Raw genomic sequence first — 13,833 nt, 5'->3', positions numbered from 1 at the left:
ACCTCGGTGAAGGCGTCGGCTGCGGACGCGCGCACCGGGAAGTTCGGCAGTGGGGTTCTAAGCCAGAGCAGATGCAGGATGGGCGACGGGGCTGGCTGTCGGAGCGTGGCGCTTGGTCAGGCCACGAGGAGTCCAAGCAGTTCGCATTACCAGCAGTACCGAGTGGAGCAGTACCCGCAGTTCGCAGTATCAGCAGTGCAGCAGTTCCCGCAGGAAGCAGTTGATCACCAGAGGGAAGAACGGAGGAGTTGAGGCGCCATCAGGATCGCCCGAGCCGGCAGTGCGGCGTCCGGGTACCGCAGGACATCGATGGTGAGGTGGTCTCCGGTCACGCATCCGCGATCCCCGCACCCCCGACAGCATCTCGGTCGGGCCTGCGGACAGAGAAGGCCGGCGCAGTACCAGGGCCGGCAGATGGTGTAGCAGTTCCTTCGGGGCCCTGGTGCCAATGGCACCAGGGCCCCTCCGCGTGCTCCAGAAAGAGGTGCGATGACCACAGGCGACCCGTTCGGCCGTCTCGACGATGACGACTATCCCGCCTACACGATGGGCCGGGCCGCCGAGATGCTCGGCACCACCCAGGGCTTCCTCCGCGCCATCGGAGAAGCACACCTGATCACCCCGCTCCGCTCCGCGGGCGGACACCGCCGCTACTCCCGCTATCAGCTGCGCCTGGCCGCCCGCGCCCGCGAACTCGTCGACCAGGGCACCCCTATCGAGGCCGCCTGCCGGATCGTCATCCTCGAGGACCAGCTCGGCGAAGCGCAGCGTCTCAACGCCGAATACCGCCGCGCCGCCGAACCGGCCAACCCAACGATCGCGGCTTGAGCCGGGGCGCGCCCGCCGATCGTCGGCGGGCTCGCGTGCACCGGTCAAACGCGGGGAGCACGAGAAGCGGCAAGCGCATCCGGAGGCCGTCGAGGCGGCGCACGCCGACTTCGCCGTCCTCCAGAACGCTGTAGGCGTCCCCCAGCCCGCGTCCAGCACTTACCCCCTGTATGCCACGCTCCGTGAACGCTCCCCCTGGTCTCCGACGACGCCATCGACGCCTATCTGCTCAGCGGGTACGAGGATGTCCGTGCCGCCCTGCCCGACGAACGCTTCACCCAGCGCAGCTACGCCTGGTCGATGGAGCCTATGTTCGGACGCACCCTCGTACAGATGGAAGGCCAGGAGCACACCACCCACCGCGCCCTGCTGGCACCGGCCTTCCTCGGCCGCACCGTCAGCACCGTTCTTCGCCGAGCTCGTCGAACGGTGGGAGAGGGCCGGACGGGCCGTACCTGGCCGGGCGGATGAGGAGTGGACGATCCTCGCCCGCCGTTACCCCTGGCCAGGCCTACGCGCTGACCGCGCGGTGCCGGCACGTGCGACTGAGCGCTTCAGTTGGCACCTGAGTGCTTGAGTCGGCACCTTGAGCGTCACACCTGGGCGTGCATGCCGCCGCCCACGGCTGCGCTTGCGGGCTGAGGTCGGTGGCGGCTCGTAGTCAAGGATTCTCATTTTCGTCCTGCACAGGGTGTTGCGAGGACGTTCCCACGACCTCCTCGTTCTCCGTCGACCGGATTCTCGGCGACCGCTCCTTCGCCGAGATCGGCCACCCCACCCTTGCCCTGGCTGACGGATGGCGGGGGCTGCTCCGTGGCGGGTGCGCACGGCTTCCCCGAGCACCCGACAGTCGGGTCTACGACACCGTCGGAAGCGGTTCCTACGACGGCGGGTACTTCTTCACTGGTGACCTGCTGTTACTCAACCTGGAGACGGCTTATGGCTCCGTCCGACGACTGGCGCGACGATGAAGCGCACACGCACGGTCACACCGCCGTGGTAATCCGGCCCGATTGGACCTTGGTGCCGCCCGCGTCCATCCCGCCCTACGACCTGGTCGGCCCGCGGGTGCCGGCGCCGCGTCCCGACGGCAGGGGGCCGCGCATCGGCTGCTGACCGAGCTGGGCCCTGACTGGGAACCCCGTCTCACTGTTCAGGCAGTGGAGGAGCTCGCGGACGGACGGATCCTCGCCACGCTCGGCGGAGTGCAACTGGAGTGCTGGCTTCCGTCGGGGGAGCGGGAATGAGCCGTCCCGAACGAAGAGGGGGCCGAGAGATCGCCGTGACCCGGGACGAGAGCTCAGCGTGGGTCTCCCTCGTAGGCTCCGAGAGACACGGCCGGCACCCACCGTCTGTGGTCCGGCTGTCCCTGGCGGACGGTGCACGAGTGGACCAGGTCGCACCCTCCGGCTTCGTATCGCTGTCGGGGCCGCGGACGGCGATCCGGCCCTCGCCCCCGCCGGGTACTGGGCCCGGGGTGTGCCCGTCAGCGGCAGGGCCCCGCTGCGCGTCCGGAACGCCGGCCGCACCTGGTTCCTGTCCTACGTGAAGCAGGAGGACACTCGTCGTGCGCACCCCGGAGTCCCCTGGGTGGCCACGGCCGTGAAGTCCGGACCTGGGTCCGGCCGACCGGTCGAGCCGGCGCAGACGGACGTACGACGGCTGTTCCCCTGCTCCTGGGTTCCTGAGGAAGAACACTTCGCTGGGCCCGGCGTGGAGGCCGCCGACGGGAGTTTGGTCCACGCGGGCAGGGTCTACAGGCAACGGCGTCAGCCCGGCGACTCGTTCGTCGTACGCCGCGAGGCCTCGGACGGGCCACCTCGGTGGGTATTCCGCACCGACCGTTCCGCCACCGCGCTGACCGCCGACGCAACCACGGTCTTCACCGCCTACTGCGGCGGCGAGATCGTTGCTCTCGGCCTCGATGACGGCACCGTGCTCTGGCGACACCACCTCACCCTCCCTCGAAGACGTGTCCGTCATCCCCACGGCGCTCACCGCCACCCCGTCGGGCCGGCTCCTCATCGGGACCCGCGACGGCCGAATCCTCGTCTCCTCCGCAGTGACATGACGACCTCTGAGCGCTTCAGTTGGTGAAACACCGCCAACTGAAGGGTTCTGACCGCTCTCCGTGACGACGACTACCTTCGTAAGCGCGGTGGCCACCGCGTTCGGGGTGTGACCTTTGGCCACGATGATCGTTCACCGGCAGTGAGGAAGATCATCACCGTCGTAGCGCGGGGCACGCGCGTCTCGACGGCGTCGCGAGCGGAACGGCGGACTACCAGGTCGGTCGAACCATGCGACTGACCCGCGCCGTCTGTTGCGCGGCCATGGCGCTACTGCTGACGAGCTGCGTCGATCGTCCGAATGCATCCCACCCTGAAATCCCAGCTGGCGAACATGCCCAGGACGACCTCATCAAGACCGCGCAGCTCACCCTCGTCACCCGCTGTCTTTCCGGGCAAGGGCTGACCGTGCCGTCCCCACAGCAACGCCCGAAGGCCGCCTCCGCCGAGGACAGGCGGTTCGAAGCCGCCTATTTCGGCACTGACCCCCGCGAGCTGTCCCTCACCCTTCCCACCGGGCACACCGTCACCGCCAACACGGATGGCTGCCTCGCCAGCGCGCAACGCGACCTCTACGGCGATCAGAAGCGGTGGTTCGAAGCCGAGGTGGTCGTCAACAACCTGCGCGCGGAGGCGCAGACCCGGATGGGGACCGACCCCGAACACCGCGCCGCGATGGCCCGCTGGGAACGCTGCACCGGGCACTCGTCTAAAACACGCCCGAATCAGCCGGACCCGGCCGTCACCGATCGCTGCAACCGCGAGAGCGGCCTGGCGGAGGTCGAATCCCGTCTGGAGCCCACCCTGCTGGCCAAGGTACGTACCGAGCGGCGCGAACAACTGACCGCCTACCGACAACTGCGCACGATCGCCCTGCAGCGCGCCGTCAACCTGACCTCCGCCACACAGGCTCCCCAAGGGCCAGGTCGGAGAACCGAACCGACCACCGATCTGGGATCCGCCGAACCGAAAGGGCACCACCCCTCATGACCATGCAACGCATCATCACCTCCGCCGCCGCGGCGCTCCTCGCCATGACCGGAGCCCTGACGGTCTCCACTACGGCCGGCGCAGCCGACTGCCCCAGCGGACACTTCTGCGCCTGGACGGAAGCCGACTACGACGGCCAGCGCGCCAACTGGTCCGGCGATGACGGCTGGTGGGAGAGCTACATCGCCGACGAGGACTCCTCCTGGGCCAATCACGGAATTTCGGGTCCGGGTGTTAAGGACCACGTCCAGGTGTACTCCCGGGCACACCAGGGCGGCCACATGACCATCTGTCTGGCCCCCGGTCAGGAGGTCGGCTACGACGGAGCGGCGAACGACAACGGCGACTCCCACACCTGGACGATGGGCTGCTGAATCGAGCCCATGCCAGCCACGAATCCGACTGGTCGTCGGGGGCCCATGCGGGTGATCATCCCCGGGCGATGGTCAGGCCGTTCACCCCCTGAGGGCTCCGTCGGCCCCCTCGGAGGGATGAGGTCCGGGGCGAGCACCGGGCCGGGCCTGTTGACGATGGGGGAGGTTCCCCGGGTGACGTTGAGACCACCGGTAGAGCCGATGCTGGCGCAGGCCGTGGAGTCGGTGCCCCCCTCGTGCGCGATCTTGCCGTTGAGTAGAAGTTCGACGGGCACCGCGCGCTGCTGCTCACGGACGTGGCGAACCTGGACCCGGTGCTGGTCCGCCCGGAGATGGTGGCGGAGATCAGCTCCGACCGGTCCATCGACCGGGGCGGCGCCTTCCGGCACCCGTTCCGGTTCACGCGGCTGCGCCTGGACGTCCGGGCCGAGACGTACCCCGGATCGGGGCGGGGTCGGCCGAGGCCGTCGGGTGAGCGGGGGAGGCGCGGCCGCTGTCGCCGCCGGTGGGCTGCAGGTGGTCCGGGCGGCATCGCGGGCCGAGGAGGGTGTCCGAAGCGTCCCGGAGCGTGTGTCACGGCCGGGGATGTTCGGTGTTGGGCACGGGTGACCGATCAGATCTTCCCCGCCAGCCACGTCAGGCCCCTGCGGTCGGCGAACGCCGCACTGGCCTGCCACCTGTGCCTCGTCGACGACCGGGCACCAGCCGATCCGGAGTTCACCGTCACCTTCCGGCCCGCCTTCGGGCGGGCCCGCCAAGTGGGCCTGTGCGCGCACTGCCAGTCAGGCAGGCCCAACCGGAACACGATGAGCTCGATCCGGCCGATCCTGCCTGGAGAGCGCTCGAACGAGACGCTATGGGGTCGTGCCCGCATCCGAGGCGCTCTTCCTTCCCGTGCTGGCGGCTGCATGGCAGAAGTCGCTCCGCGGTCGGCGCGTTTTGCGTGTGGTCAGGCGACGCGCAGGATGCTCTTGCCATGGGTGCTGCCCTCGGCGAGGCGCTGCACGGCCGTGGCCAGGTCCCCGAGGGCGTACTCGGTGGTGATGTCCATACGGACTTTGCCGTCGGCGACGAGGTCGAGTGCGCGGCGGGCGCTGTCGGCGAGCCGTTCGGGGTGGGTCTGGCTGAGCAGATTGCTGTTGTAGGTCAGCAGGGACTTGCCGTGCATGAGGAGGTCGTTGGTGTCGGCGAGGACGGGTTCCTGCGTGGCGAGGTTGCCGTATGCCACCAGCCGGCCGTGTGCCGCGAGCCGTTCCAGGCCGGCGGTGCGTGCCGAGCCGCCGACAGGGTCGAGGATGACGTCGGGCTTCTCGTCGCCGAGTGCGGCCGGGAACTCCTTGCGGAGCAGGAGCTGGTCGTACCCGAACTGCGCGGCGTAGTCGGCTCGCTCGGTAGTGCCGACGACGCCGACGATCCGGCCTGCTCCGGCCAGTCGGGCGAACTGAGCGGCGAGCGTGCCTACGGAGCCGGCGGCGGCGTGGATCAGCACGCTTTCGCCAGGCCGTACGCGTGCGGCAGTGTTGATCAGGTCGTAGGCGGTCGGTGCGCCCCACCCGAGACCTGCGGCCGTCCTCAGCGGCAGACTGCCGATGCCGAGGGTGAGGGTGGAGGGTGCCAGGGCCACCTCGGCGTAGGCGCCCGAGGTGGTCAGCGCGGTGACGGCCTCACCGACACGGCGTGCGTCGATGCCCTCGCCGACCGCGACGATGTGCCCGGACGCCTCGAACCCCGGGACGAAGGGGCGCGGTACGGGGAAGTGGCCGTTCCTGACCCTGGTGTCGCCCCACTGGACCCCGGCGTAGGCCACGCGGATCGCCACCTGGCCGGGGCCGGGGGTGGGCTCATCGAATTCGGTGAGCCGGTAGTGGTCATCGAGGTCGAGAACGACAGCCTGCATGGGTTCAGCTCCCTGTGTTGACTCAGTATCCTTACAGTCGAGACGCTATGCATATAAGGTTCCTGAGTCAACCCATGAACCTGTCAATGGAGTGGGAGTGCACGCGGTGGAAGCCCCGATCGAGAACGACCTCTGCACCCGGATCAGGCGGTCGGAGCAGGCGTTGATGGCGCACCACGAGGCAGTGCTGCGTGCCTACGGGCTGACCATGACGCAGTACGCCGTGCTGTTGACCCTCGCGCGCGAAGGTGGCATGTCCGGCGCCCAACTGGCTCGGTCCTGCGGGGTGACGCAGCAGAGCATGAGCAGCGTGCTGGCCAACATGGAGACCAAGGAACTGATCCGCCGCGAGACGTCCCCCGTGCACGCCAAGGTGCAGATCGCCTCCCTCACCGATACCGGCCGGTCCCTGCTGGACCACGCCTACCAGGAGGTGGCCATCCTCGAGCGCGCGCTCACCGACGCGTTCACCCCATCCGAACACGCGGCACTCTGTGCACTTCTGGAACGCGCCACCACCGTCCTGATCCAGCAGACGCGCAACGCGACGACCCCGCCCGCCACCTGAGCCCGCGGCCGCCATACCCAACGGAGCCCGATGCCGGCGAGAGGTTCGCCTTCGGGGATGTGTGGGGCTTCGGTGTCGCGCCAGGTGCGCATCTCCTCCCGCCTGCGGCACAGGTCTGGCTGGCACTTGCCGGGGTTTTCCATGGTTCCGCCGTGCGCGCGTGCGGCTGCTGGGAACATTCGGTGGGTAAGTGTGTGCGTTGAACCGTGGTGAGAGATCGCCCGTGCCGGCACCGCAGGAGCAGATGATGGAACCCACGACACGATGCCGCCCTTTGGCGGACCTGTTCCCCTTGAAGGTCGTCTCCTGCGGGTTTTGCCAGGCCACTGCGGCCACTGGTGGAGCGCGGACTCTCAGCGTCGACGGGGAGTTTCTGTCGGTGACCTGGCATACCCCTGCCTGCCCGCACCACGCAGCCGACCTCATCCTCGCCGGGGACGACTGACGGCACTGTCTCCGGCGAAGGAGGTCGTCACCACTGGACGGGTTGAGCATCCCGGCTGGCACGGAGCAAGTCGCCTACGCCTGTGACCTCCCGGTCGAACTCCACCGAGCCTTCAGGCTCCGCTGCACCCTCCTAGAGGGCAAGTTGCGAGAGGCCACCGCAAAAGCTCTGCGGAACTGGCTGGAGCAGAACCCCGCATAGGCGCGGGAGACCGGCGGCTTCCGAGCGCCAGGTCGGCCGGGCCGACTCCGCGGCGGGGATTGTCCGCCACGGCCTGGCGCAGCGGCGCGGCGACGTGTCCGTACGCTCGGCACGCCTGCGGCGGGTTCGTCCCCGCCCCACCCCACAGGAACTCCTGGAACTTCCACTCGAACCCTGACGAGATCCACTTCCGATACACGCTTCAGGTCAGAGGATGGTGGCCGCATGAACCCGGTTGAGGTGGATGAGGATGTCGTAGGCCGGGCTGATGGCGAGGGTGGGGAGCGGGTCCTTCTTGAAGGACGAGCCGGCCTCGTAGGTGGGGCGGGGTGTGTTCAGCCAGGTGCGGCCCGCGGCGGGCAGGGTGCGCAGGTCGAGGTAGTAGTCGCGGTGGCGCACCCGGTCCAGGGTGTACTCCTGCATCTCGGGGGTGGCCGCGGGGACGGTGACCTTGTTCCAGGGGCCGCCGAGGGTGGTGGCGGTGAGGAACGAGCCGCGGCCGAAGGTGAAGCCGATGGCGGCGTAGTCCCGGCCGAGGGTCTGGTGCAGGAAGGCGCCCTGGGTCACGGGGTACATCACCGGGTCGGTGGCCAGGTAGCCCACGTGGCCGTTGTGCGCGGAGAGCAGCATCTTGTCGCCCGTGCGGTGGTGCCACCAGGCGGTGTTCTCGGCCATGACCCGGTCGCGCAGGTGCTCCGCGGCGGACACCGATGCGGGGTCGGACAGGTCGAGCGAGGTGAACGCGAAGGTCTGGGCGATGTTGCGGGCGTGCTGCTCGGCCCATTCGTAGGCGTCGTCGCCGGTTACCTTGTGGGCGGTGACCAGGTCGAACGCCTGCTGGGCGGTGGTGGCGTGGCGGCGGCGTTCGGCGACGGGCTTGCGTAGGTAGGCGAAGACGTCGTCGAGGGGACGCAGCCCCGCGTACAGCTCCTCGAGGCGTGGGAGGTTCTGGGGGCGGCTCGTACGGACGTAGGAGAGCACACGGTCGAAAACGGCGTCGCCGAGCTTGGGCGCCCCGACGTCGTTGCCCATGAAGTGGACCTTCCGGCCGGGGTGGCGGTCGTTGTATCGCCGCATCCAGGCGATGAGGCTGACGAATTCCTCGCGCTCCCAGGGTGATCCGGTCAGTGTCTCCTTGGCGATCCGCCGGGCGTCGCCGGGGCCGCCCTGTAGGTACTCGTCGATTCGCAGGCCGGCGGTCCAGCTCATTTCCAGGGCGAAGGCGGTGAAGCCCTTCTCTTGGACGAGGTGGCTGAAGAGGCGTTGCTTCATGGCGAAGAACTCGTGCGAGCCGTGCGTGGCTTCGCCCAGTCCGACCACCTTGGCGTCGCCGATCATGGCGTCCAGCGCCCGCAGGTCGGCGGTGCTGCCGCCGGGTTCCGTCGAGCGCAGGGGCTGGGCGGCCCGTTCGAGCGCGCGGAGCGCCTCGGCTTGCGGGCCTTTCGTGCCAGTGGGGGCGGGTGTGGTGGTCGCGGCGGAGGCCGTGGGGGCCAGCAGGGCCGTGGCCGCGAGCCCGGCCGTCGCGGCGAGCAGCCTCCGTCGGCCGCTCGCCTGGTGGTGCGCGGTCATGCTGAACTCCTCGGCTCGTTCTTGTTCCCCGGACAGTGAAACGATCATGTCCTGGGACGGGAGCTAGCCGCGCTGGGGACTTCCTCCGGGTTGACCGGGGGATATCCCCCCCTCTGCCACGAGTGAGGGTGAGGGGGTCCTGGCGGAACTCACCGACGGCGCCGACCCATCGCCGGCGTGTTCACCCGGGCTCTGCAGCAGATCCAGGCCCGGGTCGACGCCGCCGGTGACATCGACTGGCTGGTCCAGATCGACTCCACCATCGCTCGCGCCCCCCAACACGCCGCCGGCACCGGCCGAAAAAGGGGGCAGTGCCGGACGGGGCGAACCGGACGATCACGCCCTCGACCGGCACGACGGTATGTGCGCACGCCTCCTGCTACGAAGCAGCGGTCACACTCGCGTCACTCGCTCTGGGCAAGATCATTTTGAAGACGGACCCTAAAGGGTGTTGCAGAAGGTCGGTATTGGGCAGGCCGGAGTGGCGCTTGACCTGCTGTTTCACCTTTCCAGGGCGAGGTCGTGCATGGTGGCGACGGCCTGGGCGGCGGGGTGGAGGCCGGCTCTTTTCTGGCGGCAGTCGCGGAAAATCTTCCAGTTTTTCATCCGGGCGAAGGTGTGCTGGACGCGGGCGCGGACCCGGCGGTGTTCGGCGTTGTCCTCCTCCTGGCCCCGCAGGAGGGGGCGTCCGGCTCGGCGGCGGTGGGGCACGATCAGTCCGGTCCCGAGATGGGCGCCACCCGCAAGCACCGTCGCCCCCGCCGCCGCGGCCGGCAGGTCCGACTCGCGCCAGACGGGGGCATCGGCCCTGTTTCCCGGCGCCGGGCGGGCTGAGGCGACGACCAGGCGGGTGTCGCGTCGATGAGACCTAACCGGGCCCCCGTGCACCGAGGCACGTTCGCCGAGAATCGGTAGTTGCGGGAGGAGGCGCCGACCGTGCGGTCGTCGGCCGTGGGTCGGCTCCAGCGCCAGCAGTGGTCGCAGGTGCTGGATGACCCGGCAGACGGTGGCCGGGGAGATCCCGAAGAGCGGAGCGAGCTGCCGCATGGTGAGGTTCGTGCGGTAGCACACCGCTACCAGCAACACTCGGCCTGCCAGCGGCAGACAGCGCGGACGGCCACCACCGGGCCCGTTCCCGCCCCGCTCCCGCACCACTTTCACCAGCTTCGTGAACCGGTCGATCCGCAACCCCGTGAACTTCTCCACCCACACCGGCTCAGCACACAACACCCCACCCATACAGGAAGAATGTCCCGAACTGAGCCTTCTGCAATACCCTTTGAAGTCTGTCGCGAAAGTGGATCTAGGCGGCGTGGCCGCCGTCCACCGCGAACTCCGCTCCCGTGACATAGCCCGCGCCCGGCCCCGCGAGGAACGCCACCACGTCCGCGACCTCCTTCGCCCTGCCGAACCGGCCCAGCGCCGTCATCGCCGCCTGCGGGCCCGCGTACGGTCCGGCGGCCGGGTTCATGTCGGTGTCGACGGGCCCCGGATGCACCAGGTTCGCGGTGATCCCGCGCCCGCCGAGCTCCCGCGCCAGGGCCTTCGTCAGCCCGATCGTCGCTGCCTTGCTCATCGCGTACAGCACCCCGCCCGGCCCGGGCACCCGCTGCGCCATGCAGCTGCCGATGGTGATGATCCGCCCGCCCTCCCGCATGCGCGCCGCGGCGGCCTGGGCCGCGAGGAACGCGCCCCGCACGTTGACGCCCACTACCCGGTCGACCTCGGTCAACTCGACGGCCTCCATGGGTCCGACGGCCCCGACCCCGGCGTTGTTCACGAGCACGTCGAGCCGTCCGAACCGCCGTACGGTCTCCCCGACGGCGTTCGCGACCTCCGCCGCATCCCCCGCATCGGCTCGCAGCGCGACGCCTCGCCGCCCGAGCGCCTCCACGGCCTTGACCACCCGCGTCGCGGCCTCGGCATCGCTGACGTACGTGATGGCGACATCCGCGCCGTCCTCGGCGAGCCGCAGGGCAACGGCTGCCCCGATCCCCCGGCTTCCCCCGGTCACCAGCGCCACCGCGTTCCTGTCCGTATGCATGTGCATGTGCATGTCCTCCCGCATCGTTTGGTTGCGAGCTCAATCAAATAGCCCCCAGCCGCCCACCGCTGGCAGGAATCCGACCCCGCGTTCCCGACCGCACGGTGGGAACGCCAAACCCGGCGGGAGGCGATCTCCCGTGGGGCTTTGGCTACGTGAGGTGGCTGCTGTCCGATGGTGAGGTACTTGTTCGCGCGGGGCGGATGTCCACGAATGCGCGGCGATCTGGCCGCGATGCCGGAACTGCCGCAACCAGCCTCCTACCCAAGTCGCAGCGCGGTCAGTTTGTCCGTCGGCCATTCCGATCCGTCAGTCATGAGGCTCATTTTGTTGCTGCCCGTGAAGGGCTGAGGAGCGGGGGCCAGACGGGAACTCCGCGAGCCACTCGACCCAGGGCTCGCCGACGCGCCGTACCCGCGGGATCACCGAGGCCCGCGCTGGCGCCGCCGTCGCCTACAGGCCCCAGGTCTTCGTGGTGTCTTCCCCGTCTGCGTCGGCCACCTGCGCGAGTTCGTCACAACGCCCTCGACGGGCGTTTGGCGCTGCTGGGCTGTCCGAAGCCGCATGGCTAAGCCGGCGCAGCCGTCCGTAGCCCGCTTGCCGAGCGCGTCCGCGCGGACCCCCTGGGTGGTGTCGCCCGCTGACCGGGCATCGGCTGGAGTGCCTACCGTAATTGGCTGACAGGTGCATGACGGAGTGGTGGTGTGCGGGGCTACCGTTTTAGGGCTCCGGAGGGGCGGCTGTCCGAACGTGCGGGCTACAGGCGGGCGGTGGCGGCGTCTCCATTGCTCCGGCTCCGCCGAGAGCCGGGTCCCCCCCACGCATGAAGGATGACGACCATGTCCCTGGGCACCTGGCTGAAAGTCGGCACCTCCGCCGCCGCGCTGGTCCTCGCGGCGGCAACCGCCGCGACCGCGGCACCCGCGCCCGTACCGGACGCCACCGCAGCGGTGGTGACGCTCCGTTACGACGACAGCCGGGCCGGCGGCTGGGAAGCGGCCATCGCGGCCGGGGTCGCTTCCTGGAACTCGAACGTCAGCAACGTTCGGCTGGTGGAGGCCGCGCCCGGGGTCCGGGCCGAGATCGTCATCGTGGCCACCACTGGCTGGCCGCAGGCCACCCTCGGTCCGGTCCGTCCTGGGCGACAGGTGCGAGTCGAACTCGGCGCGCAGGCCGTGAGCCAGGGGTACGACAAGACGCGCATCGCTGCGCACGAGCTGGGCCACAGCCTGGGCCTCCCGGACACCAAGCCGGGGCCGTGCTCCCAGCTGATGTCCGGGTCCAGCGCCGGGACGGCCTGCACCAACGCCGTACCCAATGCGACCGAGCGGTCCCGCGTGCAGAACGCGTACGCGAACGGACTCGCGGCAACCGTGCCGACCGACGGCCGGGTACTCATCGACGCCCCCTGATCGGCATATCGGCAGATCGGCAGATCGGCGGGTGGGCCGGTGGGGGGGGCCTGGCCGGGACGGGACTCCCGGGAGGGCTGCCGTGTCGGTCCACTGCCGCGGCCTTCATCGGGAAGCAGCGTCGGGCGCGGGTACTGCATCTCGGCGGTCATGATCGACCGAACTACGTTGCCTTTGGGCGGAGTCGGCGATGAATGAATCTGCACATCCGTCACGCTCGTGCCCTGGGGTTGCGCAGAACGGGTGAGCAGGTCTGCTGGTGTGTCGCGGAGGTCCTGCCCGCGGACGCCTCCAAGGGCCGTGACGTGAAGGCGGCGGAGCAGGCCGAGGTCGCCTACGCCGACGGCGTCCTGCGGATCGCCGCCCCGGCGAAGCACCAGCTCCTCGGCGCCTCCGGAGCCGTCGAGGTGACCGTCCAGCTGCCCGCCGGCTCCCGCGTCGAGGCGAAGGCCGCCGGCGCCGAACTCCGGGGCGTCGGACGCCTCGGCGACGTCACCTTCGAGAGCGCGGAGGGCTCGGTCAAGCTCGACGAGACCGCGAGCACCCGCCTCACCGTCCTCGCCGGCGACGTGTCGGTCGGCCGCCTGGGCGGCCCCGTCGAGATCAGCACCGTCCACGGCGACATCCGGATCGCCGAGGCCGTGCGCGGCACGGTCGTCCTGCGCACCCAGGACGGCGACGTGTCGGTCGGCGCCGCCCGCGGAGTCAGCGCCTCCCTCGACGCCGGCACTGGCCTCGGCCGCGTCAGCAACGCGCTCAAGAACACCGACGGAGCCGCCGACCTGGACATCCACGCGACCACCGCCCACGGCGACATCACCGCCCGCAGCCTCTGACCAGAACGGGCGCTCAGCGCCTCGTCTCGTACCTGGTCAGGATCACGCCGCAGGGAAGCGTCCGCGTCTCCACCAGTTTGAGGTTCACCCAGTTGTCCAGCGCGGTGAAGAACGGCGTGCCGCCGCCCACCAGGACCGGCGCGGTGGCCAGCACGTATTCGTCAATCAGCCCGGCGCGCATCGCCGCCCCGGCGAGCGTCGCGCCGCCGATGTCGATCGAGCCGCCGTCCTCGGCCTTGAGCCGGGTGATCTCGGCGACCGCGTCGCCGGTGACCAGCCGGGTGTTCCAGTCGACCTTGTCGATCGTAGAGGAGAACACCACCTTCGACATGTCCCGCCAGCGGCGCGCGAATTCGATCTCCGCCGGGGTGGCGTTGGGCTGCTGGTCGCCGGTGGGCCAGTAGGAGCTCATCGTCCGCCACAGCTTGCGCCCGTACAGCGACAGGTCGGTCGCCTGCAGCTGGTCGGACCAAAACTGGAACAGCTCGTCGCTCGGCACGCTCCAGCCGATGTCGTCGCCGGGCGCGGCGATGTAGCCGTCCAGGCTCAGGTTCATGCCGTAGATCAGTTTCCGCATGGTGCCAGCCTTCCGTGGGTCGC

The 13,833-nt window shown here is 69.7% G+C and carries 11 protein-coding genes and 1 pseudogene; 7 read left to right on the top strand and 5 right to left on the bottom strand.

All coding sequences use genetic code 11. The features are described 5' to 3' along the window. The first annotated feature begins 489 nt into the window (after positions 1 to 489). The 4 genes from BGK67_RS02345 (at position 490) to BGK67_RS02330 (ending at position 4,261) form a co-directional block, all read left to right on the top strand. The gene (locus BGK67_RS02345; protein WP_069918324.1) at positions 490 to 828 is read left to right on the top strand and encodes a helix-turn-helix domain-containing protein; all 339 of its coding nucleotides are present in this window, start codon (positions 490 to 492) and stop codon (positions 826 to 828) included. Between the two features lie 309 nt (positions 829 to 1,137). After that, positions 1,138 to 1,299 (top strand): hypothetical protein, encoded by a 162-nt coding sequence (locus tag BGK67_RS38635; protein ID WP_167739533.1) that lies wholly within the window; start codon positions 1,138 to 1,140, stop codon positions 1,297 to 1,299. Positions 1,300 to 3,128: 1,829 nt separating this feature from the next. Further along, positions 3,129 to 3,887 (top strand): hypothetical protein, encoded by a 759-nt coding sequence (locus BGK67_RS02335; RefSeq protein ID WP_208948642.1) that lies wholly within the window; start codon positions 3,129 to 3,131, stop codon positions 3,885 to 3,887. After that, a complete protein-coding gene (locus tag BGK67_RS02330; RefSeq protein ID WP_069918321.1) occupies positions 3,884 to 4,261 on the top strand; it encodes a peptidase inhibitor family I36 protein in 378 nt (125 codons plus the stop codon). Before BGK67_RS02335 ends, BGK67_RS02330 begins: the two co-directional genes overlap by 4 nt. Before the next feature lie 949 nt (positions 4,262 to 5,210). Here BGK67_RS02330 and BGK67_RS02320 read toward each other — a convergent pair. Then, the gene (locus BGK67_RS02320) at positions 5,211 to 6,158 is read right to left on the bottom strand and encodes a quinone oxidoreductase family protein (protein ID WP_069918319.1); all 948 of its coding nucleotides are present in this window, start codon (positions 6,156 to 6,158) and stop codon (positions 5,211 to 5,213) included. Positions 6,159 to 6,264: 106 nt separating this feature from the next. Between BGK67_RS02320 and BGK67_RS02315 the strand changes: the two genes are divergently transcribed. Beyond that, a complete protein-coding gene (locus BGK67_RS02315; protein ID WP_069923564.1) occupies positions 6,265 to 6,726 on the top strand; it encodes a MarR family winged helix-turn-helix transcriptional regulator in 462 nt (153 codons plus the stop codon). A gap of 853 nt (positions 6,727 to 7,579) precedes the next feature. On the opposite strand, the gene BGK67_RS02310 is transcribed toward BGK67_RS02315, so the two are convergent. The 3 genes and pseudogenes from BGK67_RS02310 to BGK67_RS02300 form a co-directional block, all read right to left on the bottom strand. Next, the gene (locus BGK67_RS02310; protein WP_069918318.1) at positions 7,580 to 8,941 is read right to left on the bottom strand and encodes an erythromycin esterase family protein; all 1,362 of its coding nucleotides are present in this window, start codon (positions 8,939 to 8,941) and stop codon (positions 7,580 to 7,582) included. Positions 8,942 to 9,442: 501 nt separating this feature from the next. Then, a pseudogene (locus BGK67_RS02305) lies at positions 9,443 to 10,180 on the bottom strand (transposase family protein). A 64-nt stretch (positions 10,181 to 10,244) separates the two neighbouring features. Continuing rightward, the gene (locus BGK67_RS02300; RefSeq protein ID WP_208948641.1) at positions 10,245 to 10,991 is read right to left on the bottom strand and encodes an SDR family oxidoreductase; all 747 of its coding nucleotides are present in this window, start codon (positions 10,989 to 10,991) and stop codon (positions 10,245 to 10,247) included. Between the two features lie 833 nt (positions 10,992 to 11,824). On the opposite strand from BGK67_RS02300, the gene BGK67_RS02295 reads away from it, so the two are divergent. Next, positions 11,825 to 12,397: a snapalysin family zinc-dependent metalloprotease gene (locus BGK67_RS02295; RefSeq protein WP_069918316.1), complete on the top strand. Its 573-nt coding sequence runs from the start codon at positions 11,825 to 11,827 to the stop codon at positions 12,395 to 12,397. 194 nt (positions 12,398 to 12,591) lie between these two features. Continuing rightward, entirely contained in the window at positions 12,592 to 13,233 is a 642-nt protein-coding gene (locus BGK67_RS02290) for a DUF4097 family beta strand repeat-containing protein (protein WP_107488743.1), read from the top strand. Between the two features lie 13 nt (positions 13,234 to 13,246). On the opposite strand, the gene BGK67_RS02285 is transcribed toward BGK67_RS02290, so the two are convergent. After that, positions 13,247 to 13,810, bottom strand: a complete 564-nt coding sequence (locus BGK67_RS02285; RefSeq protein ID WP_069918314.1) for a dihydrofolate reductase family protein — start codon at positions 13,808 to 13,810, stop codon at positions 13,247 to 13,249. Positions 13,811 to 13,833 lie beyond the last annotated feature (23 nt).

It is taken from the genome of Streptomyces subrutilus (genome assembly GCF_001746425.1).
GTDB classification, from domain to species: Bacteria; Actinomycetota; Actinomycetes; order Streptomycetales; family Streptomycetaceae; genus Streptomyces; species Streptomyces subrutilus_A.
This window is presented reverse-complemented; position numbering and strand designations above follow the sequence as displayed.